The sequence below is a fragment of the Gluconobacter cerinus genome, from assembly GCF_002723935.1.
Classification (GTDB): domain Bacteria; phylum Pseudomonadota; class Alphaproteobacteria; order Acetobacterales; family Acetobacteraceae; genus Gluconobacter; species Gluconobacter cerinus.
Genome location: NZ_BEWM01000001.1, coordinates 422,843 through 445,473, shown reverse-complemented (window position 1 = coordinate 445,473; position 22,631 = coordinate 422,843). Strand labels below are relative to the sequence as shown.

The following is a 22,631-nucleotide window of genomic DNA, read 5'->3' as shown; positions in this document are numbered from 1 at the left end:
TGCATAAGCGCATATAGATCGGGGAGTTCCCTCGGACAAAGCCAGACAGAGCCTTCCAGACCTACTCGGGTGGAAGGAGTGACAAAAAAGTCACATTTCATTCCGCCCGCTTCACGATCTACGCCTCGCGTCCCTGCTGCCATAGCTGAACACTTGCAGGGACGCCAGACTCTTCCGGGAATTTCTGCTGCTCAAATGCAGTTAAAAAACAAAAAGTTAGGCTGAACCATAAAGGACTGTAACGGTCCTTATGGTTTGCAGCCTTCATTTATCAGCAAGTTACGGACGGTATCCATGGGAACGTCACGACTTGTGAATGCTTTGCCAATACCGTGCAGGAGGACAAAGGAAATTTTCCCGTCTTGCATTTTCTTGTCCCGAGTCATGTGATCGAGAAGTATCTGTGCTGAGAAGGGAATATCGAACCAGTCAAAGCTGACCGGCATTCCGAGGCTGCGCAGATGGGCGTCCAGACGGGAAAGGTCTTCAACGGGCGCATATCCGAGCTGAACAGATAGTGCCATCGCGAGATGCAACCCTATGGAAACGCCTTCGCCATGCAGGAGACGTCCATCATAACCAAGCTCCGCCTCAAGGGCGTGACCAAAGGTATGACCAAGGTTTAGCAAGGCGCGGCCATTCAGCTTCGCCTGTTCGCGCTCATCTGCTGCGACGACTGCAGCCTTGAAAGTACAGGCACGTCGAACGGCTTCTGCGAGAGCCGCCGGATCCCCATCAAGAACGGATCGCCCGTTAGTTTCGCACCATGCAAACAGGTCAGGATCTGCGATCAGGCCTGACTTCACAATTTCGGCATAACCCGCAATCCGCTGTCTGCGCGGTAGAGTCGCGAGTGCGGAGTTGTCTGCGAGAACGATGATGGGCTGATGGAATGCGCCGATCAGATTCTTGCCGGACGGGGAATTGATGCCGGTTTTTCCGCCGACGGAACTATCCACCTGTGCGAGCAGAGTCGTGGGAATCTGGATGAACGGGATTCCGCGCAAGGCTGTTGCGGCTACGAAACCGGCCAGATCGCCAACAACACCACCACCCAGAGCGACAATTGTTGTGCCACGCTCGATTCCCAGTGACAGGAGACGCGTCATCACGTCGCCATAGCACTGAAGGGATTTGCTCTCTTCGCCACCAGCTACAGAGATGACGTCTGCCTGAATGCCTGTTTCCTGAAAGGACAGAAGCAGACGGGGCAGATGGAGAGCCGCCACGGTGTCATCCGTGATTACGACAACTCTCTTCTGGCGCAGATATGGAGCAACCCACGCCCCCGCACGCGAGATCAGATCCGGCCCGACCAGAACATCGTAGCTGTGCTGTGTCAGAGCGACAGGAACTTTCTGTGGGTGTTGATATTCTGCGAGGGTTTCACGGACGCGCTGCACGCCTTGCTCCACGGTTTCGTCTCCGCAATCAATAATGATGTCTGCTTCCGCATAGACAGGGTAACGAACGCCCACCAGCCGGGTCATGACCTCTTCCGGGCTACCTTGAGCAAGCAAAGGCCTGCCGCCGCGGCCCTGAACGCGTCTGAGCAGAACGTGCACAGGCGCGCGAAGCCAGATCGAGACGGCATGTTTGCGAACAAGGCGGCGTGTCTGGGCGTCCATCCATGCTCCGCCACCCGTGGCGAGAATGCAGGGAGGGCCTTTGATCAGGCGCTCGATGACCCGGCGTTCGCCAGCACGGAAATAGGCTTCTCCGTGACGGGAAAAGATTTCCGGAATCGTGCAGCCTGCGGCGCGTTCGATTTCTGCATCCGCATCCACGAAGGGCAGGCGGCAGACCTGCGCCAGGCGGCGGCCTACGGTGGTTTTTCCAGCTCCCATCATGCCAACCAGAACAACAGTGCAGGTCGGGACGGGAAGAGATACCGCCGGATCGGCGGAAAGTGAGGGTGGCAGAGGTGACATGCTCTGCTACCTATCATAGGAGAGGGCATCACGTCCTGCCCGCACTTTGAGACCTGAACATAATGGCACAATCTGATCGTTCATCTTCCCGTTTGCCCATGATTGCTGGAGCTGGTGCTCTGGTTCTGGTGGTGGTGCTGGGAGGGCTTTTCCTGCGTCTGGGGATGGGGGTTGTCCCGCCTGAGCAGACACAGGTTCACAAAGAGCTGCCAGCGGCGATGTTCGCTACGTCCGGTTCTGCTGCTGCGGCTCTTCCGGCGATGCCGCCGGTTCCGACCGCTCCGGCCGCAGGAGCTGCTCAGCCTGCGCCTGTCCCGGCTCCGGTTGCTGCGGCACCCGTGGCTCCAGCCGCTCCCGCTCTGACGCCATCCACGCCGCTACCCACAATGCCTGCACCCAAGCCTGCTCCTCTACAGGGAGCTGCTGTTCCGGCGCCTGCTGGCGTTCCCGCGCACTGATCAGGCAGGCCTGACGCATGTCAGAGGTGGTTGATCGGCATGTCGAGGCATTTCTTGAAATGCTTGCGGCAGAGCGGGGCGCAGCTCTGAAAACGCGTCAGGCCTATGCCTCTGACCTCGCGGATTTTTCCCGTCATTGTGTTCCAACGTCTTTGGCGCAGGCGACGGGAGAGCAGGTCAGGAGTTACCTGACATCACTGTCACAGGCTGGGATGGCTGCTCGTACGGCAGCGCGCAGACTGTCCTGTCTCAAGCAATTTTATCGATTCCTGATGTTGGAATCGATTCGGAGCGATGATCCAACGGATCGCCAGCAGTCTCCGAAAGTCAGTTCCTCGCTTCCTCGTCCTCTGGATGAGAAAGAAATTCGACTGCTTCTGGAAGAAGGCACCAGAGGGCACGACAGTGAACGGCGTGATCTGCTGTCCCGTGCAGCTCTGGAACTTCTTTACACAACAGGTCTCAGAATTTCAGAACTCCTGTCTTTGCCCGCGACATGTGTGAAGGCGAAGGGGGCGATGCTTCTCGTGAGAGGCAAAGGCGGCCGTGAGCGGTTGGTTCCTCTGTCTCGAAGTGCGCGGGAGGCTGCTGAAGCTCTGGTTCACTATGACCGGGATTTGGGAAGTCCGTATCTTTTCCCAGGCAGAAATCCTGACAAGCCACTGACCCGGCAGGGGTTCGACAAAATTCTGCTGGCCTGCGCGCTAAAGGCGGGAATTGACCCTGAACGTGTGAGCCCTCATGTGCTCAGGCACTCCTTTGCCAGCCACCTTCTGGCTCATGGCGCGGATCTGAGAGCGCTTCAGATGCTGCTGGGGCATGCGGATATCGCGACGACCCAGATTTACACACAGGTCATGGCGGAACGTCTGAGGCAGCTTGTGACGGCGCATCATCCACTGGCGAAAATCCAGTCTGGGGATTGATCTGCCCCGTAAAAAACCGGGGGGCTGTTTCCGGATGCGTTGCCGTGCTATCCGGCAGCCATGCGCCAATTCCTAGATTTCGAGAAGTCGGTCGCCGAACTCGAGACCAAAATCGACGAACTCCGCCAGATGGGCAGCCAGGAGAAGGACTCCGGCACCAGCGGCATCAACATCGATGACGAGGTTGCCCGTCTTTCTGACAAGGCGGACAAACAGCTTCGTGCAACCTATGCAAAGCTTACGCCGCTGCAGAAGGTGCAGGTTGCCCGTCACGCCCAGCGCCCCAAGGCTCTGGACTATGTTCGTCTTCTGACAACAGACTTTACGCCGCTGGCCGGAGATCGTGCTTTCGGAGACGACAAGGCCATGATTGGTGGTCTTGCCCGATTCCGTGGTGAGCCGGTTGTCGTGGTTGGGACGGAGCGTGGTCACGACACGGAAACGCGTCTGCTTCATAATTTTGGCATGGCCCGCCCGGAAGGTTACCGGAAGGCCCAGCGCCTTGTGGAAATGGCCGGCCGTTTCGGACTGCCGATTCTGAGCTTCATCGATACGGCTGGAGCATGGCCAGGTATCGATGCCGAAGCACGCGGCCAGGCCGAGGCCATCGCGCGCTCAATCGATATCTGCCTCAAGGCTCCTGTCCCCCTGATCGCAACTGTGATTGGTGAGGGTGGTTCCGGTGGTGCGATTGCTATCGGCGCGGGCGATCGTGTTCTGATGCTTGAGAACTCGATCTACTCCGTTATTTCGCCTGAGGCCGCAGCGTCCATTCTCTGGCGTGATCCGAAGCTGGCTCCGGCCGCTGCTGAAGCTCTGAAGCTGACAGCTCAGGATCTTCTGGGGCTTGGTCTGATCGACCGTATTATTCCTGAGCCCGTCGGTGGGGCGCAGCGTCTTCCGGACGATGCCGTGCACGCGGTAGGCAATGTCATTGCTGAAGAACTTCTGGAACTCCAGAAGCTGACAGGCCCGGCTCTCGTTCAGAAACGCAGAGAAAAGTTCCTGGCCATGACCCGTGGTCCTCTGAACTAGTCTGAAAAAAAACCGCTGCCCTCCGGAGCAGCGGTTTTTTTTTGCTTTTACGCTTTGTGTGGCGGGTCACCGCTGATTGGCTCGCGTCCATGTGCCATGATCAGATCATGCAGAAGAGAGCCCGCACTCTTAACTGCTGACGCATCGTATCCTTTGGCGACCAGAGCTGTTCCCGTCGTGCCGTTCGTCAGGCCGTATGGATAGGATCCCAGATCAATTCCCGGGAACTGCTCCTGCAAACGGCGCAGATCATCCGCGAAGTCACCTTCTTTCAGCCCCGCGGCATGCCAGCTGACGGACGTCAGGGGCGGTCCTTTCTCCATCTGGGGCACCAGCGAGTCCACCATGGCTGCGAAAATGGACGGGACCCCTGCCATGACATGCACATTCCCGATGCTGAAGCCGGGAGCCGCCGAAATAGCGTTTTCGATGGGTGTTGCGCCTTCCGGGAGCATGGCCATGCGCTGGCGGGCAGCGTTGAACTTTTCTTTCCCCATGATGGTTTCAAGCTTCTGGAATGTCGGCTCGTGACGCAGCAGCGGAACGCCCATGGCTTTGGCAATACATTCAGCCGTGATGTCGTCATGGGTAGGACCGATGCCGCCGCATGTGAAAATTACGTCGAATCGCTCCCGACATTCTGTGACGGTTCGGATGATGTGGTCTTCGATGTCCGGAATGACACGGACTTCGAGAAGCCGGATACCTTGGGCATTCAGCGCACGCGCCAGAACCCGTGTGTTGGCGTCCTGAGTGCGACCGGAAAGAATTTCGTTGCCTATGACGAGCAGGCAGGCGTTTTTTTGAAGCATGAGTCTCGTCCTGATAGTCTGTGGACCAAACGTAGCGCGTTGTGCCGCGTTGTCGAGCAGGGTCGGACGTCTGGCCATGCCCATTTCAAACAGGACACCCATGAGCACTCTAAAGCACCATCTCCCTGAATGTATTCTCGATCTGCGTGCAACGCTGGGTGAGGGACCCGTCTGGAGTGAGGCTGAAAAGTCGCTTTATTTCGTTGATATCATTGCCGCCAAGGTTCATCGCTTTACGCCGGAATCAGGCGAACACAAGACATGGGATGCTCCGGACCGTCTGGGCTTCCTGCTTCCTGTTGCCAACGGTACTTTTCTTGCAGGCCTTCGCGACGGCCTGCATGGTTTTGATCCAGAAAGCGGTGACTTTGAAGCAGGTCCGGAAATTGAACCCGAGCGGCCGGACAATCGTCTGAATGACGGGTGTGTGGACCCGCTGGGCCGTGTGTGGTTTGGCACGATGGATGATGGCGAAGAAGAACCGACGGGCTCCATCTATCGTGTGGTTCATACGGAAGACGGTCTTGAAATCACGCACCATAACGAGGGGTATATTGTCTCGAATGGTCCGGCTGTCTCGCCATGCGGGCGTGTCCTGTATGTTTGCCATAGCCCGAAACAGACGATCTATGCCTTCGATGTTGATGAGAACGGAGATCTCTCGAACGAGCGCGTTTTTGCTACGCTGACGAAGGGCTATCCGGATGGAATCGTCACGGATAGCGAAGGCAATCTGTGGTGTGGGACCTGGGGAGGTGGCCGCGTCGCGCGCTTCCGTTCCGACGGCACAGAATTGCCATCCATTGATATGCCCGTGACGAACGTGACGAAGGTTGCGTTTGGCGGGGATGATCTCAAGACGGTCTTTGTGACAACGGCGCGCAAAGGTCTGGATGAAGACGTTCTTGCCAAGGAGCCGCAGGCCGGATCGCTGTTTGCGTTTCGCACCGATATTGCCGGTGTGCCGCAGAATCAGTTCCAGCTGAACGATTGATCATCAACGGCAGCCGGAATGATTAAAGCGGTTCCGGCTGTTTATCCCAGAAGCTCCTGAAGGAGTGGGATGAGTGGTAGATCCGGATCTGGCATTGGATATTTTGCCAGATCGGCTGCCTCCACCCACGCCAGCGCCTGCCCTTCCCGTGGGGCAGGAACGCCGCGCCACCGCCGCACAACATACAGTGGCATCAGAAGATGAAACGGGCCTGCATTTTCACTGACGAAGGTGAAAGGGGCGAGGCAGGCTCCTGTCAGATCGACATCCAGCTCCTCTTTCATTTCCCGGATGAGGGCCTGTTCCGGTGTTTCGTCCCGTTCGACCTTTCCGCCTGGAAACTCCCAAAGCCCAGCCAGACGTTTTCCTTCAGGGCGGCGTGCGAGAAGAATACGTCCCTGCGCATCCAGCAGAGCTGCTGCGACGACCAGAAGAGTCCGTGGTTTGCGTATCGGTGCGGGAGCGGACGGTTGATCTTCCAGTGCAGCCGGAGAAGCCGTTTCAACGGGGGCCGGTATGTCGAGTTGAAGGAAGGTCGACCGCGCCAATTCGTGCACAATGATGGGACACTCGGTCCCACGTGAGACAAAGCGACGGCTTGAACGGCCAGTTTCCCGAAAGCCAAGTTTGCGGAGGACGGCGGAAGACGCGGGGTTATCAACCGCGACATCTGCCGTGAGCTTCTCAAGCTTAAGCACTTGAATGGCCCATTCTGTGACGCGTCGGGCCGCAGATGTTGTCATGCCCTGTCCCCATGTGGCGGGGGACGCCCAGTACCCTAGAGAAGCAGAACGCTTGTCGTCCGACAGGACCAGCCCGACAGCTCCCAGAAGGATGCCGTCGCGCGTGATGGCAAAGTGATGAGCGCTTCCCCGGGAACTGTCCTCCAGCGTGGAGGCAATCCATTTCTGAGCAAGGTCACGCGGGTAAGGGAAGGGAAGACGACTGAGCATGCGGACCACGCTCCAGTCGTTCACGAGGCGATGGACGGCTGGCGCGTCTTCCGGGCGAAGGGGACGCAAAAGAAAATCCCCCGCTTTCAGTTCAGGTGTCATGTCGGCCTTGTTGTATCCTGCTCCTCAGGAACACCGCAACGTGCCAACAGTCGGCGCAGCGTATTGATGACAGGGAAAACTTCCTGATTGTGGTCTCCGCCCAGTTCGTTCCATGCAGCCTGTTCGAGCTCCACGATATCACGGTCTTCCTTAAAGATCCGTTCCGTAAAGGCGACAAGGAAAGGCCATGCCATATCCAGCACAACGCCGACTTTCGGTTTGCGCACTGAGAGGAGGCCGAAAACGCGACAGGTTTTCTCTTCTGCATCCTGCGGCACATACACGATCCACAGATCCATGACGGGCGGTTCGTCACCCGTGGCGATCCTCAGGGTCTGATAAGGATACTCTGTTCGGATCGTCATGACGTCGCGGTGAGCGTAGCGCTCGCTTGCGTCCCGACGTTCACCGAAGATCAGCGCTTCGCCCCAGGGTTGCTTGCCACTTGTCCGTGCGAAGCTGTAGCGCGCCTCTACGAGGGTGGGCTCATCCTTGCCGCCAAGAAAGCGGGGCTTCATCTGGCCCATCTGCTTCATGTGCATGAACTGATGGTTCATATCCATCAGGTTTTCATGCATGAAACTGTAATGGCAGGCGACTTTTTTGCCGAAACGGCGCGTCTTGTACGCGGGATCACGAACTGAGCCGAGCGCGGGGAAGGGGGTAGTTTCTGCTTTTGCCGGATCGCCCGGGAAAATGAAGATCAGGCCGCCTTCTTCCCGACAGGGATAGGTTTTCACACCGTTCGGAAGCTTGTTCTTGCCCAGATACGGGACATCGATGCACCGACCTGAGCGCCCGTAGGCCCAGCCATGATAGCAGCACTGTACCGCTTCACCACTGACCCGGCCGAGGCTGAGAGGGACCTGCCGGTGGGCACAGCGATCTTCCAGAGCGAATACACTGCCATCCAGAGGGCGAACGAGTGCAATGGGCTGCCCGGCGTAACGTGTACCTATGGTTTTTCCGCTTTTGAGCTCGTGAGACCACGCGACAGGGTACCAGTAGTCCGGGTTGGAACGGATACGCCGTAGGTCCGCATTGTGTCCTTGGGGCTCTGGAGAGACGCTGCTGACAATATCAGCTTCTTCTAAGGTACTCTGCGACATGGATATCCCGATCCTGAGTAAAGGCGGGCCTTCAAAAGGCATGTTTTCTAAACGAGCCTAACAGGCAAAGGGTTCTCGCAGGAAGAGGGCAGGATGTATCAAGGCAAGTCGCGTCATTTGCGCAACATGAGGCAGGAAAAGCACAGGCTAGATGTCATGGAAACATCATCCTGAGCCTCAGAGGCTTTGCCTATGAGTATTGCTTGGCTAGGACACCGCTTCCTTTCTTCTTGCCCCTATGTTCCCGGAGTATTGGCCTCAGTGCGCACGAAACCCCTGCTTCTGTCTTCCATTGCACTGTTGGCTATTCAATCGCAGGCACACGCTGCTGAGACGACAAAACAGGTCGCTCCCGGGCATCGGCATGCGCCATCGCGGCATGGTGTGACACCATCGGCAGCAACTTCGACGGTGCCTGCTCACAAAACCGCTGTTCCTGCGAAGCGCCCACAGCGGGCGAATCTGGAATCCCGTTCAACAGAAAGCGTTTCGGTCACGGCGCGCCAGTTGACGGGGCGCGATGCGGAGCAGGCTGTTTCGAAGGCCGTCATGCGCCAGTTTGTGCCGGGAACCAGCCCCTACCGTATGCTGGACCGGATGCCGGGGGTCAGCTTCACATCCACGGATCCATTCGGAATCGATAGCTTCGGCGCCAATCTTTACGTCCGCGGGTTCTTCATGAACCAGATGGGTGTGACGGTTGATGGCGTGCCCCTGAATGATCAGACTTACCAGTCCGTCAGTGGCATGAGCCTTGCTTCGGCCATTATTCCGGATGATATCCAGTCTATGCGGATGTCTCAGGGGGCTGGGTCCGTCGAGCTACCATCCACAAACACGCTGGGTGGAACAATCCAGATCGGGTCGTCTGATCCGAACGACAAGCGTGGCGGCAAGATCAGTCAGTCTTTCGGCAGCTATAATTCTTATCGCACCTATGTTCGGCTGGATTCCGGCAAGCTGAACAGCTCTGGCACGAAGTTCTACACGTCCTATGCCCGTACCGACGAGGGCATGTGGATGGGGAGTGGTGACCAGTTCATGCAGCAGGTTGATGCCAAGCTTGTGCAGCCCATCGGGCAGCGCAGCCGCATGTCTGCGTTTTTTAACTGGTCCAGCCTTGCTCAGTGGAACTACCCGGATACGTCCGTCGGGATTTTGAAGAATCTTGGATGGCGGACGCCGCATCTCTATCCGAATTATGGTCTGGCCTACGGCATTGCAAAGGGTACGGCAGCGCTTCCGGCTGGGTATAGTGGCGTGCCGGGCATCGATGGATCCGAAATCGCGATGTACGATGGCGGTCAGGCTGAAACCAACTACATGGGTGGCCTGCACTTCGATCTGGCTCTCACGGATAACCTGACCTGGAACACAACGGTCTATGGTCACAGCCAGACCGGCTATTACAGCTACACGGACTCCGAAGACCCATCCCCAAATGGTGCGCCATTCTCAGAAGAAGTCTGGCAGAATCGTCAGGAGCGTTACGGTCTTGATACGAGCCTTCGCTACAAGTGGGGACGCCACACGATCGAGGGCGGTGTCTGGTACGAGAACAACAACCAGCAGGCGGGCCTGTTCAATTACCAGCAGCCGGTGCTAGGCGAGGGCGCGCCTCTCAAGGCCGTCGGTCCCTATGACGTTTACGGAAAGGCTTTTCTGGAAGGGTACAACTTCCAGTGGACGACCAACGTCATGCAGTTTCACCTTCAGGACAGTATCCGCCTGACCGAAGGTCTGACGCTGCATGCCGGGTTCAAGTCCATGGTTGCGACGACCTCAGGCGGCGCGAACTACAATAACGCGGATTGGACCGGCTCTGACGAACTGCCGAATGGCTCTCTGACCGCTTCTCAGGCCTTCCTGCCGCATCTTAATCTGGACTGGCACATCAACAACCACCATGAGCTGTATGTGGATGTGGCCGAGAATATGCGTGCCTACGAAGTCTCGGCCTATGGCGTGGCGAACTCGGTTTACTCGGTTGAAGATCAGGCGACCTTTCAGGCGCAAAAGAAGTCTCTCGAGCCGTCCAAGGCCTGGGTCTATCTGGGTGGATACCGCTACACGTCCAAGTATCTTCAGGCGAATGCGACCGTCTATCATGCCAGCCTGATCCATCCGATCCTGGCCGCGGCTGTTGGTTCTCTGACCAATCCGGTGTCTCAGGTGATCGACTTCGGTCATATCTCCATGACGGGTGCCAATGGCGATATCACGCTGACGCCGATTGAAGGTCTGAGCATCAGCAATAACCTGAGCTACAACAAGGGTACCTACGACCGGGACGTCGATACGGCGGGTGGTTTCTACGCGCTGGCAGGCAAGAACATCGTCAATTACCCGGCGTGGATGTACAAAACGTCCGTCTCATACACCTGGAAGGGTGCGACGGCGCATTTCGATGCCAACTACTATAGCCGCCGTTACTACAGCTTCATGAATGATACGTCCGTTGGTGGATACTGGCTGGCGAATGCCGGGATGCAGTATCGTTTCGGCAAGCTGAGTGTGCTGAAAGACGTCACGGCGAGCTTCAACGTCTATAATCTGTTCAACACGAAATACATCGCCATGATGGGCCAGAACGACAATCCTGCGACAGGGGATTATCAGTCCATGGAACGCGGAGCCGTTCGTGAGTTCTTCGGAACGGTCAGCGCATCGTTCTAAGTACGTTCAGAGGCTGGGAGACGCAGGTCTCCCAGCCTTTTTTAATGCCGCTGTAGCCAGTTGGGGTCTGTTGCACGATGAGCGATATCGGCAAACCAGCCCTCTTTCTCTGATTGAGGAATGGAATATCCTGCTGCATAGGCGGCTACGAGAACGGGCTTGCCCGTAGGGGGAAGCAGGATCGCCACATCTCCGGACGCTGCCCGTTCCACAGCTGGATTGTAGCCGGGTTTCACAGTCCATGTTCCGGTCTTGTGACCGATGCGCCATCCTTCTCTCAATCCGGCCGGCATACGTTTTGGACCGGTTGTGGTGGCCAGGAGCCATTTGAGAAGCTGAGCCTGAGAGGCCGAACTCAGATTGTTGCCATAGAGCATGTTCTGAAGGTTCGAGACCATGGCGCGTGGCGTGGTGGTGTCTCGCAGATCCCCCATTGGAACACGGTTCAGCGCCGTCTCGTAACGGTCCAACCTTGTCACTGGGTCATGATGATCGCGCAGCCAGTGTGTGAGGGCCGCCGGGCCGCCAAGCCTCTTCAGAAGGAGGTTTGCGGCGGTGCTGTCGCTTAGTGAAACTGTTGCAGCGCAAAGTTCGCCAACAGACAGACTGGCGTGCGCTGTTTTTGAAGCCGCGAGAGCGGCTTTGACCTCCGGGGACGCGGAAATGAGATCCTTGCGGCTGAAGGCAATCTCTCGACCCAGGTGTTCACGGCCGTAGTCCGTTCGTGACAAGGTGGCAGCAGCCAGCAACCATTTGAATGTCGAGCACATGGGCAGGTGCGTGTCCGGGTTTTCACCGAGTGTCCGGTTCGTTTCCAGATCCAGTGCCCACCATCCGGATTGCTCCTGCTCGCGGGGTTCTGCTGACGCAATCTGTGGAAGTGTGGTGAAAGCGCAGGTGGCCCCTGCGAGAAAAGAACGGCGCTTCATGACGTTGGGATACCGAGATCTGCGCTCAGGTCATCAATGAACTGCGCCGCGACACGTCCAGAACGACTGCCACGCGTGAGAGCCCACTGAAGCGCTTTGCGGCGCAGGTCTTCTGGCGAAACAGGAAGCTTGCGGGCTGCTGCATAAGTCTGAACGATATCCAGATATTCGTCCTGGCTGGCACCATACAAGCCAATCCAGAGACCAAAACGGTCTGACAGGGAGACTTTTTCTTCGATGGCTTCAGACGGATTAATGGCACTACCGGTTTCGTTCTCGATCATGTCGCGCGGCATGAGATGGCGGCGGTTCGAGGTTGCATAGACCAGAACATTGTCCGGACGTCCGCCGATACCACCATCCAGAACGGATTTGAGGGATTTGTAATCAGCATCCTGGCTTTCGAACGACAGATCATCGCAGAACAGGATGCATCGGCGATCGGTTGTACGCAGAACGGCCAGAAGTTTCGGTAGGGTGGAAAGCTCGTCACGCTGGATTTCGATAAGCGCGAGCGTCGGCTGTCCCTTGGCGCGCTGCTCGGCGTTCACTGTGGCAATCGAAGCCTTCACCAGCGAGGATTTGCCCATGCCGCGAGCGCCCCAGAGCATTACGTTATTGGCCGTGAAGCCTTCTGCGAAATGACGTGTGTTCGTCATGACCTGTGAAATCTGTCGCTCAATCCCTCGAAGCAGTGAAAGGGTAACGCCGGAAACCTTCTCAACCGGAGCAAGCGTTCCTATCGCAGCCTGCCAGATAAAGGCATCATGGTGCTTCAAAATATCAGCACTTGTCGGTTTGGGGCTCATGCGTTCGAGGCTGTCTGCAATACGTTCAAGGACGTTGAGCAGGGCGTGATCGGTCATGGAATTCGCTTTGTGCCAGTGATGAAGGAAGCGCCCGTCCTTGACGGGGAAACTCCGGACGATATGGTCCCCGCACGTTTCACTCAAGACTGGACCAATATTCCATGAGCAGTCTGTTCATTTCTTCCGCACAGGCCGCCGATGGCGGCGGGCTCCTCGCGAACCCGACGGTGCTTCAGTTCGCCCCGATGATTTTCATCTTCGTGGTTTTCTACTTCCTGCTGATCCGTCCGCAGCAGCAGCGTCAGCGCAAGCTCCGTGAAGAGCAGGGCGGTCTGCGTCGTGGTGACAAAGTTGTGACGGCCGGCGGTATCGTTGGCATCGTGCAGGCAACCCGTGACGGCAGCGACGAAGTTGATGTCGAAATTGCTCAGGGTGTCCGTGTGAAGATCGTTCGCACCACGATTACGAACATCGTCTCTCGCGACAAGGCTGCAAACGACTCCTGATCGGGTCTTAGCGCGCCAAGAAAAACGCCCCGCCGGGAGACCGGTCGGGGCGTTTTCCGTTTTCAGGCTGCTGAAAAACTCAGGCAGACTTCAGTTCGGCTTCTGCGAACTCATAGTTCGCCAGCTTGTCCAGATAGTTCGTGATGTAATCCGGACGGCGGTTGCGGAAGTCGAGGTAGTAGGCGTGCTCCCAGACGTCGAGGCCGAGAAGAGCCTTGCCCTGACCTTCGGCGAGCGGGTTGGAGCCGTTGGCCGTCTTCGTCACGGCAAGCTTGCCGGACTTGTCGAGAACAAGCCAGGCCCAACCGGAACCGAACTGCGTCGTGGCAGCCTGCTTGAATGCGGTCTTGAAAGCATCCACGGAGCCGAAGTCTTCCGTGATCTTCTTTTCAAGCGATGTCGGCAGCTTGCCACCCGTCGGGGACAGGTTCTTCCAGAACAGGATATGGTTCCAGTGCTGGCCGGCATTGTTGAAAACCGGGGCAATGTCAGACTTGCCATGAGAGAATGCGATGATCTCTTCAAGGGACTTGCCAGCCAGTTCCGGTTTGCTTTCGACGAAGCCGTTCAGGGCTGTGACATAGGCCTGATGATGCTTGCCGTGGTGAAGTTCCAGGGTCTCCTGGCACATGCCAGCGCCTGCGAGCGCGTTGGCGGCGTAGGGCAGTGAGGGCAGTTCGAAGGCCATGATGTTACTCCTTGGCAAAATGAAGAAGTCATTCCCTCAGGGATGAGGGGTGACCACTGTCATAATCGATCTCATTTATGAGGCGTGTTGGCAACGCTGTGTTCCATCGCGCCGATGAGAGCTGAGTAGTCCTCGTCAGCGTGCTGGCGGTTGGAAAGGCCCAGAGCCTGATCGGCTATGGCCATGGCAGGCATGAAGGCGCCCACTTTACGTCCCGCATCAATCAGAAGGCCCATGTCCTTGGACATCAGACGCGTCGGGAACTGGGATGGGAAGGACTTGTCCTGGCCCATTTTCAGTTTGCGCTTGTGATGGGGGCTGACAACGGCGACCTGCTGGAGTGTATCGAACAGGACATCGCGGTCGATACCCGCTTTCAGTCCGTAGCTCACACCTTCGGCAATGACATTGAGTGTGGCACCCATGACGCCATTCACGACGAGTTTAAGCCGAGCAGCAGAGCCAGCAGGCCCGGCGTGGATTGTCAGCTTGCCAACGACATCCAGAATCGGCTTGGCGCGTTCGACAGTCTCGGCATCTCCACCAACCAGCATGACCAGGTCGCCGGTTTCGGCTTCTGGTGTACTGCCGGACATTGGGGCGTCCAGAACGACAAATCCGTTTTCTGCGGCGATCTTGGCAAGAGCCAGTGCTTGCTCCGGAGACACTGTTGACGTGTCGAGTACCAGCTTCCCTGCTGAAATGCCCGCAAGCATTCCATTGTCCCCCTGAAGGGACTGATTTTCAGCCGCATCGTTGGGAACACAAAGGATGATGACGTCGGCAGCCTCTGCAATGGCGCGCGGGGAGGGAAGCATCTCCGTCTCGTCTTTGCCGCCGGAGGGCGCAAAGGCCACAACGGAATATCCGGCACGGCGGAGATTGGCGCCCATCCGCTGGGCCATGGCGCCGTAGCCGATAAAACCGATTTTCATATCGGGCATGCAAACAGGCTCCTTACGATGCGTTGCTTCAGTTCACGCACTATGGCTGCCAGAGTTTCATTCAGATCGGAAATTGATCATGGCGATTTTTCGCTATCCATGTCCTGCACCATCGGAGATCACCCCAAAAGAGGTCTACCTTTCTCGCCGGGGAATGCTGGGAGGGAGTGCCATAAGTCTCATGGCTGCTCTTGCCGGGACGGCTGAAGCGGACGCTCTCAAAGCTCATCCTGGCCCTTATTCGGGAGGGCTAACGCCCACACCGGAAGAATTCGTAACCGGGTACAATAATTTTTACGAATTCGGGATGGAGAAGGATGATCCTGTTTCTCATGCAGGTGATTTCCATCCATTGCCGTGGACACTCGAAATCTCAGGGATGGTGAAAAAGCCTCAACACATTGATGTTGGAGCACTGTTGAAATCCTCCGACATTGAAGAGCGCATTTACCGCATGCGCTGTGTCGAGGCGTGGTCCATGGTTATCCCGTGGGATGGCATTCCTCTGGCGAAGCTTTTGGCCTTGGCCGAGCCGGATAGCAATGCTCGCTATGTCGCTTTTGAAAGTGTTGTCAGGCCCTCTGAAATGCCGGGGCAGAGCAGTGCCTTTTCAGGAATTTCGTGGCCCTATGTTGAGGGTTTGAGGCTGGATGAGGCCATGAACCCGCTCACATTGCTGGCCGTCGGTATTTATGGCGAAAGCCTGCCCAACCAGAATGGTGCTCCCATCCGGCTGGTTGTGCCGTGGAAATATGGTTTCAAGGGAATTAAATCCATCCAGCGTATCCGTCTGCTGGATCGGCAGCCTCCGACAACATGGAACCGATTGGCGCCAGACGAATATGGCTTTTACGCCAACGTCAATCCGCAGGTTGACCATCCGCGATGGAGCCAGGCGAGTGAACGTGTCATTGGCTCCAAGACTCTCTTTGGCACGAAACGTCAGCCAACACTGATGTTCAACGGTTATGCCGAGCAGGTCGCCAGTCTCTATAAAGGCATGAACCTGCATGAAAGCTTCTAGAGTATCAGGGAAAAGCACTGCTTTTCTGCGGAGATACTGGCACGTCGTGCTTTATCCCCTTGGCTTTATTCCGGCTGCCTGGCTGGTCTGGCAGGGACAAAGCGGAGAGCTTGGTGCTGATCCAGTCAATGTCTTTGAGCGCAGCTTAGGTCTTTGGGCTTTCCGGTTCCTGCTGATTTGCCTTGCGCTCGCTCCGATGCAAAAAATTATCGGCATCAATCTGCTAAGGTTCAGGCGGTTGACCGGATTGCTAGCGTTTTTCTACGCTGTAATGCATCTGGCCTCTTATCTCGCGCTGGATCTCCAGTTTGATATTTCAATTTTCTGGCGAGATGTAACGCGGCGCCCATTCATCATTTTGGGAATGGTAGCGCTGGTGTTGCTGTTTCCACTCGCCGTGACATCAAACCGCATCTCAATGCGAGGGCTCAAGCGAAACTGGAAGCGGTTGCATCGACTGGTCTATGTCGCTGCCGTTCTGGCAGGCATACATTTCTTTCTCTCGTTCAAAACGCTGAACAGCACGACTGCCTTTTATCTGACGGTAATGGGGCTAGTGCTGCTGACAAGAGTGCCAGCGCTTGTGAGCGCTGGCAGGCGCGTGTTCACGCACTTGGGCGCAAGGCGCTCCTGATCTGCGGAATAAGCTTTATCAAAGCATTTTTGCGCTGAGTTAGAAGATCGGGGTCGGCCTCTTCAGAGAGGGGGTGGCATGCATCGGCAAGCAGGAGCCCGTCTGGCAGACGTGTAATTTCGCCGGGCCGGAAGTCGAGCCGTGTCAGGGGAATACCGCAGGCTCCAAGGACAGCGATGTGAGCGCTTATGCCCAGAACCAGGACGAGGCGCAGTCGCCCCATGTCCTGTAATTCGTCGCAGAGCGCGGCACTACAGGATTCCATATCGGTGGGAAGAGATGCCTGCTCCGGAGGCAGGTGCCGGGTGACAGACGTGATACGCGCCTGAATGAGAAGCGGATCACGTCTGTCTTCAGCAAAACAAATTCCCTGTGCTTCAAGAAATGGCACAAGGGTCTTGGTGGCTTTTTCCGGATCAAGGCAGACAACCAGCAACTCAGCGGACAGGGGCCCAAGGCCTTCCTTTAAAGACAAGGATGGCTGGACGTCTGAACGAACTGTTGGGTGACCGTCTGATATTGTTGAACCGGAAGAAGCCTGGGGCGTCATGTATCGCTGCTCTCGTCACTGTTGATGTCTGCTGGATGACGAACCGGCGGAGCCTGACGAGGCCTCGTTTCTGACTGGCGCCGTGTGAAGGACGGAGCAATGTCAGCCAATTCCACGAAACGGTCAGCCTGTCTGCGCAGGTCATCGCCGATCATGGGCGGGGTCGAGCGCATAGAAGAAATGACAGTCACGCGTACGCCACGGCTTTGTGCGGCCTCAACAGCACGGCGCAGATCCGAGTCGCCGCTGATGATGACGGCGTGATCCAGTCTGGAGGACTGCTCAAGCAGATCTACCGTGAGTTCGACATCCATATTTCCCTTGATACGGCGTCTTCCTGAATGATCCGTAAACTCGCGAGCATTTTTCAGAACAAGGTGGTAGCCGTTGTAGGCCAGCCAGTCTGTCAGGGGGCGAAGTGGAGAATAGTCGTCCGTCTCAGGCATGGCAGCGTAATAGAAGGCGCGCTGGAACTGGCTCTGGCTTTCAAACAGACTGCGAAGGCTACGAAAATCTACTTCAAATCCAAGGTTGCGTGCGGCGTGATGAAGGCTCGCGCCATCGATGAAGAGAGCGGTGCGTTCGTTTTGACGCAAAATCATATGATATTCCTGGTTGTAAAATGTGTTGTCTCGCCTGACAGAGACAGGCCCCAACGATAGAACATGAAACGATTCAGCCAGCGATTAAGTTTGGTCAGGATTATGGCAGAAAAGCGGGGCTGCGTTGCATTGGCATGAACAGCATGCTAATGCCAGCCTCTTCTGTATTCATTTTCTATAGTTTTACCCGAAGGGGGCCAGTCGCATGGCGCGTGTAACCGTCGAAGATTGCATCGAGAAGGTTCCAAACCGTTTCGAGCTGGTTCTGCTGGCTGCCCAGCGTGCCCGCGCACTCTCCCGTGGCGAAGAGATGCTGCTCGATCGTGATAACGACAAGAACCCGGTCGTTGCACTTCGTGAGATCGCTGAAGACAAGCTGAACCTTGGTGGCCTGCGTGACGGCATCATCCGTTCGCTCGCCCGCGCTCCCGAGCCGGAGCCTGTGGACGAAGAAGTTATGGACATCATCCCGACGGACCAGAACATTTTTGGTCTGCAGGATGTTTCTGCTGAAGAAGAGCATGCTCACATGGCAGACAACATGTCTGCCGATGAAGCTGCTGCCATTGAGGCAGAGCTGGGTGGCCGGGGCCGCCGCTGATTTTCTCTGCTTTATCCTGACTGAGGGGGGTATGCTTCATGCCTGACGCATCTCCTCCTGTTGAGCGCACCGCTGTCGCGACGGGAGACTTCAAACCTTCCATCAGCGGGCTGCTCCGTCGGATCGAGAGTTACGATCCGACTGCTGATCTATCCCGCGTCGAGGCTGCCTATGATCTGGCTGCCGATGCTCATAATGAGCAGCGACGGGATAACGGCGACGCCTACATCACTCACCCGATTGCTGTTGCCAATATTCTGGCAGGTTTCAGGATGGACACGACGTCCATCATCGTGGGGCTACTGCATGATACGGTTGAGGATACAGGCGTTTCCTGTGCCTCTCTGAAAAACCGATTTGGCGAAGACGTTGCATCCCTCGTCGATGGTGTGACGAAGTTGACGCGGCTTGAGCTGCAGTCTGACCGGACGAAGCAGGCGGAAAACTTCCGTAAGCTTGTGCTGGCCATGTCGCGGGATATCCGCGTCCTGATCGTCAAGCTTGCCGATCGTCTGCACAACATGCGGACGCTGCATTATGTCCAGCGCCTGGACCGGCGGCAGCGTATTGCCCGTGAGACCATGGATATCTATGCGCCGCTCGCCGAGCGCATTGGTATGGATCGGGTCAAGACGGAGCTTCAAAATCTTTCCTTCGCCCAGCTTGAGCCGGAAGCAGACGCCACGATCCGTGCCCGTCTGAACTTCCTGCGCGGGCAGGGTGCCGACATCATCGAACATATTCGCAAGGAGCTGATTGCTCTTTGTGCGGAAGCGGGTCTCGACAAGGTCGAAGTGACCGGGCGCGAAAAATCTCCCTTTTCAATCTGGGAGAAGATGCAGCGACGCAATGTGGCGTTCGAACAGCTTTCGGACATCATGGCGTTCCGTCTGCTCGTTCCAACTCGTGATGCCTGTTATATGGCTTTGGGCGCCATTCATGGCGCTTATCCGATGATTGCGGGCCGGTTCAAAGATTATATTTCCACCCCAAAGGCCAACGGCTATCAGAGCCTGCATACGGGGGTGACACTCCGTCACCCCCGTAATCAGAAGATTGAAGTGCAGATCCGTACGGCGGAAATGCACGATCTCGCTGAAAACGGTGTGGCCTCGCATTGGGCCTATAAAGAAGATACGACGCCAAGCGAGCGTGAAGCCGCAGCGCTATCTTCGGCTTTTGGCGCCGGTAGCCGGAAGCTGCGCTGGGTGCAGGATCTTCTGGATATTCTGGAAGACAGCCAGGCCCCCGATGAGTTCCTGGAAAATACCAAGCTTGAACTCTATCAGGACCAGGTTTTCTGCTTTACGCCCAAAGGGCAGCTGATCTCGCTTCCCCGGGGCGCAACACCTGTCGACTTTGCCTATGCCGTGCATAGTCAGGTGGGCGATACCTGCGTCGGAGCCAAGGTGAACGGGCGGCTTCTGCCGTTGCGTCATGAGCTCCAGAACGGAGATCAGGTCGAGATCATGACGGCTCGTGGCGGTACACCGTCGCCGTCATGGGAGCGGTTTGTTGTTACGGGCAAGGCTCGTGCGCGCGTGCGCCGTTTTGTGGCCGCGCAGCAGCGCCAGGTACATCTGGACAATGGGCGTGCAGCCATTGCCAAGGCCTTCCGTCAGGAAGGTGTCGATGGCTCCGAAAAGGTTCTTGACGGAATCCTCAAGGAGCTTCGGCAGAGTTCCATCGAAGATCTCTATGTGGCTGTCGGGAACGGGCAGTTGGGTCCGAAGGATGTGGTCAATACCGCATATCCGGATCTGCGGCAGAGTGGTCGGGCGCCTCGGATGGTGCCGGGTCTGTCACCGCGCTTTGGTCAGTCGCTTCTTTTGGGGGCGGGAAGTGGACCGGCACGTCAGTCGCCTGTTGTTCAGTCTACGAATATTCTCAAGGGTATCGGCACAGGGATTGCGACGAGTTTTGCCGGATGCTGCCGCCCGCTGCCGGGCGACCCGATTGTCGGCATCATAGCGCAGAGTAAGGGCGTGACGATCCATCGACGTGGGTGCCAGAACCTGTCGAGTTTTGCAGATACGCCAGAGCGCTTCATTGAGGTGGACTGGGATTATGAGGCGCTCGGAAGACGCAAGGATGCGGTTCCTTACACGGCGCGCCTGTCGGTTATTGCGGCAAATGAGCCCGAAGTTCTGGCGACCCTGACCAATACCGCAGCTAAATATAATGGCAGCGTCATCAACCTCAAGATTGTGAACCGTCAGCTCGATTTTATGGAAATTTTGGTTGATCTTGAAGTCCGTGACCTAAGGCATCTCTCGTCACTTATTGCCGCGTTCCGGACAGCTGTGGGTGTGATGCAGGTGGAGCGCGCGAAGGGATGACGGCGTGATTCTTGGCATGGGAACAGACCTGTGCATGATTTCCCGCATCGAACGCAGCATTGACCGGTTTGGAGATCGTTTTCTTGACCGGGTATTTACGGAAGCCGAGCGTAGTCATGCCGAGCGTCTGTCCGGTCAGGCGCGGACGGGAAGTTATGCCAAGCGTTGGGCAGCCAAAGAAGCGTGCGTCAAAGCTTTGGGGACCGGAGTTGCTGAAGGTGTGCAACTTCAGGACATTGGGGTTCTGAACGATCAGAAGGGCGCTCCAAGGCTCGTTCTATCCGGCGGAGCTCAGCTTGCTCTGGAGCGTCTGACGCCATCAGGATGTCGGGCAGACGTCCTTGTGAGCCTGACGGATGACCCTCCCTTTGCATTGGCGCAGGTCATCATTCAGTCTGTTAGGGTTTGAAGCGCTCGCCATTGCGGGCAAGCTGCGTTAAGAGCGTCCCATGACTCAGGAGAAAAGCCCCGTGAAGGGTTCAGAGAAGGCTGGTGCAAAGCCGGCGGCCCGTGAAGAATCTCTGGGAGAGAGCGTGCGCTGGCTTGCCCTTATGGTGCTGGCTGTCGTCGCCGTGCGTTCTCTGGTGTTTGAGCCGTTCAATATCCCCTCAGGCTCGATGATCCCGACCTTGCAGATCGGTGATTTCGTTCTGGTATCGAAATCCAGCTACGGCTATTCACGGTTTTCGTTTCCGTTTTCGCCTAATCTCTTTAACGGACGGATCATGGGCTCTGAGCCGCATCGTGGCGATGTGGCTGTTTTCCGGTTCACCCAGAATACCTCCGTTGATTACATCAAGCGGATTGTCGGGCTGCCGGGTGACCACATTCAGATGACGGGCGGAAAGCTCTTCCTTAATGGAATTGAAGTGCCGCGGACGTCCCTGGGGCATTACGAGGTTGTCGACGAAAATAACCGTCTGCTGAGCGGTGACCGATATCGGGAAACGCTGCCTGGGAGTGCCGGGCGCCCACCTGTTGAGCATGATATTCTCAAGCTGACGGACGAAGGCTTTGCCAACGACACGCCAGAATATGTCGTGCCACAGGGTTATTTCTTCGCGATGGGTGACGACCGGGACGATAGCGCTGACAGTCGTTTCCAGGGTGATGGCCCGGATGATCTCGGCTATGTCCCGATGCAGAACCTTGTAGGGCGTGCGCCGCTTGTTCTGTTCTCCATGGATTTGCGGCATCCGGCATGGCAGTTCTGGTACTGGCCGGTCGAAATTCGCTGGAACCGTTTTCTGCATCCTGTCACATGAAACTTTCACAGGAAGAGGCCATGGAGGCCATGGAGCAGGCGCTCGGTCATCGCTTTGCGAACCGGGATCTGCTCGTGGAAGCTCTGACGCATCGTTCTGCGGTCAGTGGGCGTGATCCTCGTCGTGGCAAACGTACGCAGGGCCCTAAGGGAACCGGTTCGAATGAGCGACTGGAATTCATTGGAGACCGGGTGCTGGGCCTTCTGATGGCAGAGTGGCTGTTCGAACACTATCCGCTGGAGCAGGAAGGCGCGCTGGGTCCGAGGCATGCCCATCTTGTTTCGCGACCTGTTCTCGCCGAAATCGCGGATAACATCCATTTATCTTCGGCTCTGACGATTTCGCCGCATGAAGAGGCCGCCGGTATTCGGCGCCTGTCCAGCATCCGGGCCGATGCCATGGAAGCGCTGTTAGGTGCTCTTTATCTGGATGCCGGGCTGGAGCCTGCACGGCGTGTTGTCCGTCAACAGTGGGAAGGGCGGATCGACAGTCATGCCCGGCCTCACAAGGAGCCCAAGACCCTTTTGCAGGAGTATCTCCTGTCCAAAGGGCTCCCGCTCCCGAAATATGAACTCCTCGCCGCAGAGGGGCCGTCTCATGCGCCCGTGTTTCGTGTGGCCGTTCAGGCATTTGGCCTGACGGGGCATGGAGAAGCAGGCAGTAAGAGAGTGGCCGAAAGTGCGGCAGCAATAGATCTTCTGAAACGTCTTGGTCAGAACGTAGCGTCGTGAGGCGCATGTGGAA

Annotated in this window: 23 protein-coding genes; 13 read left to right on the top strand and 10 right to left on the bottom strand. The window is 56.9% G+C overall.

The features are described 5' to 3' along the window. Positions 1 to 248: 248 nt before the first annotated feature. Entirely contained in the window at positions 249 to 1,931 is a 1,683-nt protein-coding gene (gene aroB / locus GCE01_RS02040) for a 3-dehydroquinate synthase (protein WP_099210598.1), read from the bottom strand. 62 nt (positions 1,932 to 1,993) lie between these two features. On the opposite strand from aroB, the gene GCE01_RS02035 reads away from it, so the two are divergent. The 3 genes from GCE01_RS02035 to GCE01_RS02025 are packed head-to-tail and all read left to right on the top strand — an operon-like array spanning position 1,994 to position 4,350. After that, positions 1,994 to 2,389 carry a hypothetical protein gene (locus tag GCE01_RS02035; RefSeq protein WP_099210596.1) on the top strand — a complete coding sequence of 132 codons (396 nt, stop codon included), beginning with the start codon at positions 1,994 to 1,996 and terminating at the stop codon, positions 2,387 to 2,389. A gap of 17 nt (positions 2,390 to 2,406) precedes the next feature. Then, on the top strand, positions 2,407 to 3,315 hold the full coding sequence (locus GCE01_RS02030) for a tyrosine recombinase (protein WP_099210594.1): 909 nt from the start codon (positions 2,407 to 2,409) through the stop codon (positions 3,313 to 3,315). A gap of 60 nt (positions 3,316 to 3,375) precedes the next feature. Next, on the top strand, positions 3,376 to 4,350 hold the full coding sequence (locus GCE01_RS02025; protein ID WP_086634443.1) for an acetyl-CoA carboxylase carboxyltransferase subunit alpha: 975 nt from the start codon (positions 3,376 to 3,378) through the stop codon (positions 4,348 to 4,350). A 47-nt stretch (positions 4,351 to 4,397) separates the two neighbouring features. On the opposite strand, the gene GCE01_RS02020 is transcribed toward GCE01_RS02025, so the two are convergent. Continuing rightward, entirely contained in the window at positions 4,398 to 5,162 is a 765-nt protein-coding gene (locus GCE01_RS02020; RefSeq protein WP_099211099.1) for a competence/damage-inducible protein A, read from the bottom strand. Positions 5,163 to 5,262: 100 nt separating this feature from the next. On the opposite strand from GCE01_RS02020, the gene GCE01_RS02015 reads away from it, so the two are divergent. Further along, a complete protein-coding gene (locus GCE01_RS02015; protein WP_099210592.1) occupies positions 5,263 to 6,156 on the top strand; it encodes an SMP-30/gluconolactonase/LRE family protein in 894 nt (297 codons plus the stop codon). A gap of 41 nt (positions 6,157 to 6,197) precedes the next feature. Here GCE01_RS02015 and GCE01_RS02010 read toward each other — a convergent pair whose 3' ends face one another. Both GCE01_RS02010 and GCE01_RS02005 read right to left on the bottom strand, forming a co-directional pair. Then, positions 6,198 to 7,211, bottom strand: a complete 1,014-nt coding sequence (locus tag GCE01_RS02010) for a bifunctional GNAT family N-acetyltransferase/(deoxy)nucleoside triphosphate pyrophosphohydrolase (protein WP_099210590.1) — start codon at positions 7,209 to 7,211, stop codon at positions 6,198 to 6,200. Then, positions 7,208 to 8,320 (bottom strand): aromatic ring-hydroxylating oxygenase subunit alpha, encoded by a 1,113-nt coding sequence (locus tag GCE01_RS02005; RefSeq protein ID WP_099210588.1) that lies wholly within the window; start codon positions 8,318 to 8,320, stop codon positions 7,208 to 7,210. Before GCE01_RS02005 ends, GCE01_RS02010 begins: the two co-directional genes overlap by 4 nt. 261 nt (positions 8,321 to 8,581) lie before the next feature. On the opposite strand from GCE01_RS02005, the gene GCE01_RS02000 reads away from it, so the two are divergent. After that, entirely contained in the window at positions 8,582 to 10,996 is a 2,415-nt protein-coding gene (locus tag GCE01_RS02000) for a TonB-dependent receptor (protein WP_099210586.1), read from the top strand. 41 nt (positions 10,997 to 11,037) lie between these two features. Here GCE01_RS02000 and bla read toward each other — a convergent pair whose 3' ends face one another. Together bla and GCE01_RS01990 are read right to left on the bottom strand one after the other, a co-directional pair. Further along, positions 11,038 to 11,925 carry a class A beta-lactamase gene (gene bla / locus GCE01_RS01995; RefSeq protein WP_099210584.1) on the bottom strand — a complete coding sequence of 296 codons (888 nt, stop codon included), beginning with the start codon at positions 11,923 to 11,925 and terminating at the stop codon, positions 11,038 to 11,040. Continuing rightward, positions 11,922 to 12,791, bottom strand: a complete 870-nt coding sequence (locus tag GCE01_RS01990; protein ID WP_174694780.1) for an ATP-binding protein — start codon at positions 12,789 to 12,791, stop codon at positions 11,922 to 11,924. The genes bla and GCE01_RS01990 overlap by 4 nt, the downstream gene beginning before the upstream one ends. 104 nt (positions 12,792 to 12,895) lie before the next feature. On the opposite strand from GCE01_RS01990, the gene yajC reads away from it, so the two are divergent. Then, positions 12,896 to 13,240 carry a preprotein translocase subunit YajC gene (gene yajC / locus GCE01_RS01985; RefSeq protein ID WP_086634449.1) on the top strand — a complete coding sequence of 115 codons (345 nt, stop codon included), beginning with the start codon at positions 12,896 to 12,898 and terminating at the stop codon, positions 13,238 to 13,240. 79 nt (positions 13,241 to 13,319) lie between these two features. On the opposite strand, the gene GCE01_RS01980 is transcribed toward yajC, so the two are convergent. After that, positions 13,320 to 13,928 (bottom strand): superoxide dismutase, encoded by a 609-nt coding sequence (locus tag GCE01_RS01980; protein ID WP_046899798.1) that lies wholly within the window; start codon positions 13,926 to 13,928, stop codon positions 13,320 to 13,322. 71 nt (positions 13,929 to 13,999) lie between these two features. After that, positions 14,000 to 14,872, bottom strand: a complete 873-nt coding sequence (locus GCE01_RS01975) for an NAD(P)-dependent oxidoreductase (protein WP_099210580.1) — start codon at positions 14,870 to 14,872, stop codon at positions 14,000 to 14,002. Positions 14,873 to 14,951: 79 nt separating this feature from the next. On the opposite strand from GCE01_RS01975, the gene msrP reads away from it, so the two are divergent. Further along, positions 14,952 to 15,896 carry a protein-methionine-sulfoxide reductase catalytic subunit MsrP gene (msrP, locus tag GCE01_RS01970; protein WP_099210578.1) on the top strand — a complete coding sequence of 315 codons (945 nt, stop codon included), beginning with the start codon at positions 14,952 to 14,954 and terminating at the stop codon, positions 15,894 to 15,896. Next, positions 15,883 to 16,530 (top strand): protein-methionine-sulfoxide reductase heme-binding subunit MsrQ, encoded by a 648-nt coding sequence (gene msrQ, locus GCE01_RS01965; protein WP_099210576.1) that lies wholly within the window; start codon positions 15,883 to 15,885, stop codon positions 16,528 to 16,530. Before msrP ends, msrQ begins: the two co-directional genes overlap by 14 nt. Here msrQ and GCE01_RS01960 read toward each other — a convergent pair. After that, positions 16,502 to 17,080: a uracil-DNA glycosylase family protein gene (locus tag GCE01_RS01960; RefSeq protein WP_174694769.1), complete on the bottom strand. Its 579-nt coding sequence runs from the start codon at positions 17,078 to 17,080 to the stop codon at positions 16,502 to 16,504. The genes msrQ and GCE01_RS01960 overlap by 29 nt on opposite strands. After that, positions 17,077 to 17,682 carry a LabA-like NYN domain-containing protein gene (locus tag GCE01_RS01955; protein WP_046899794.1) on the bottom strand — a complete coding sequence of 202 codons (606 nt, stop codon included), beginning with the start codon at positions 17,680 to 17,682 and terminating at the stop codon, positions 17,077 to 17,079. The genes GCE01_RS01960 and GCE01_RS01955 overlap by 4 nt, the downstream gene beginning before the upstream one ends. A 205-nt stretch (positions 17,683 to 17,887) precedes the next feature. On the opposite strand from GCE01_RS01955, the gene rpoZ reads away from it, so the two are divergent. The 5 genes from rpoZ (at position 17,888) to rnc (ending at position 22,618) form a co-directional block, all read left to right on the top strand. Further along, the gene (gene rpoZ / locus GCE01_RS01950; protein ID WP_046899793.1) at positions 17,888 to 18,283 is read left to right on the top strand and encodes a DNA-directed RNA polymerase subunit omega; all 396 of its coding nucleotides are present in this window, start codon (positions 17,888 to 17,890) and stop codon (positions 18,281 to 18,283) included. A gap of 38 nt (positions 18,284 to 18,321) precedes the next feature. Next, positions 18,322 to 20,622, top strand: a complete 2,301-nt coding sequence (locus GCE01_RS01945; RefSeq protein ID WP_099210574.1) for a RelA/SpoT family protein — start codon at positions 18,322 to 18,324, stop codon at positions 20,620 to 20,622. A gap of 4 nt (positions 20,623 to 20,626) precedes the next feature. Further along, a complete protein-coding gene (gene acpS / locus GCE01_RS01940) occupies positions 20,627 to 21,031 on the top strand; it encodes a holo-ACP synthase (protein WP_099210572.1) in 405 nt (134 codons plus the stop codon). A gap of 61 nt (positions 21,032 to 21,092) precedes the next feature. After that, positions 21,093 to 21,887 carry a signal peptidase I gene (lepB, locus tag GCE01_RS01935; RefSeq protein WP_099210570.1) on the top strand — a complete coding sequence of 265 codons (795 nt, stop codon included), beginning with the start codon at positions 21,093 to 21,095 and terminating at the stop codon, positions 21,885 to 21,887. Further along, on the top strand, positions 21,884 to 22,618 hold the full coding sequence (rnc, locus tag GCE01_RS01930; protein WP_046899789.1) for a ribonuclease III: 735 nt from the start codon (positions 21,884 to 21,886) through the stop codon (positions 22,616 to 22,618). The genes lepB and rnc overlap by 4 nt, the downstream gene beginning before the upstream one ends. The last annotated feature ends 13 nt before the right edge of the window (positions 22,619 to 22,631 follow it).

Bases quoted from the DNA above. Each gene is read 5' to 3' on its own strand.
- aroB (WP_099210598.1), bottom strand. From the start codon at position 1,931: ATGTCACCTCTGCCACCCTCACTTTCCGCCGATCCGGCGGTATCTCTT.
- GCE01_RS02035 (WP_099210596.1), top strand. From the start codon at position 1,994: ATGGCACAATCTGATCGTTCATCTTCCCGTTTGCCCATGATTGCTGGA.
- GCE01_RS02030 (WP_099210594.1), top strand. From the start codon at position 2,407: ATGTCAGAGGTGGTTGATCGGCATGTCGAGGCATTTCTTGAAATGCTT.
- GCE01_RS02025 (WP_086634443.1), top strand. From the start codon at position 3,376: ATGCGCCAATTCCTAGATTTCGAGAAGTCGGTCGCCGAACTCGAGACC.
- GCE01_RS02020 (WP_099211099.1), bottom strand. From the start codon at position 5,162: ATGCTTCAAAAAAACGCCTGCCTGCTCGTCATAGGCAACGAAATTCTT.
- GCE01_RS02015 (WP_099210592.1), top strand. From the start codon at position 5,263: ATGAGCACTCTAAAGCACCATCTCCCTGAATGTATTCTCGATCTGCGT.
- GCE01_RS02010 (WP_099210590.1), bottom strand. From the start codon at position 7,211: ATGACACCTGAACTGAAAGCGGGGGATTTTCTTTTGCGTCCCCTTCGC.
- GCE01_RS02005 (WP_099210588.1), bottom strand. From the start codon at position 8,320: ATGTCGCAGAGTACCTTAGAAGAAGCTGATATTGTCAGCAGCGTCTCT.
- bla (WP_099210584.1), bottom strand. From the start codon at position 11,925: ATGAAGCGCCGTTCTTTTCTCGCAGGGGCCACCTGCGCTTTCACCACA.
- GCE01_RS01990 (WP_174694780.1), bottom strand. From the start codon at position 12,791: ATGACCGATCACGCCCTGCTCAACGTCCTTGAACGTATTGCAGACAGC.
- yajC (WP_086634449.1), top strand. From the start codon at position 12,896: ATGAGCAGTCTGTTCATTTCTTCCGCACAGGCCGCCGATGGCGGCGGG.
- GCE01_RS01980 (WP_046899798.1), bottom strand. From the start codon at position 13,928: ATGGCCTTCGAACTGCCCTCACTGCCCTACGCCGCCAACGCGCTCGCA.
- GCE01_RS01975 (WP_099210580.1), bottom strand. From the start codon at position 14,872: ATGCCCGATATGAAAATCGGTTTTATCGGCTACGGCGCCATGGCCCAG.
- msrP (WP_099210578.1), top strand. From the start codon at position 14,952: ATGGCGATTTTTCGCTATCCATGTCCTGCACCATCGGAGATCACCCCA.
- msrQ (WP_099210576.1), top strand. From the start codon at position 15,883: ATGAAAGCTTCTAGAGTATCAGGGAAAAGCACTGCTTTTCTGCGGAGA.
- GCE01_RS01960 (WP_174694769.1), bottom strand. From the start codon at position 17,080: ATGACGCCCCAGGCTTCTTCCGGTTCAACAATATCAGACGGTCACCCA.
- GCE01_RS01955 (WP_046899794.1), bottom strand. From the start codon at position 17,682: ATGATTTTGCGTCAAAACGAACGCACCGCTCTCTTCATCGATGGCGCG.
- rpoZ (WP_046899793.1), top strand. From the start codon at position 17,888: ATGGCGCGTGTAACCGTCGAAGATTGCATCGAGAAGGTTCCAAACCGT.
- GCE01_RS01945 (WP_099210574.1), top strand. From the start codon at position 18,322: ATGCCTGACGCATCTCCTCCTGTTGAGCGCACCGCTGTCGCGACGGGA.
- rnc (WP_046899789.1), top strand. From the start codon at position 21,884: ATGAAACTTTCACAGGAAGAGGCCATGGAGGCCATGGAGCAGGCGCTC.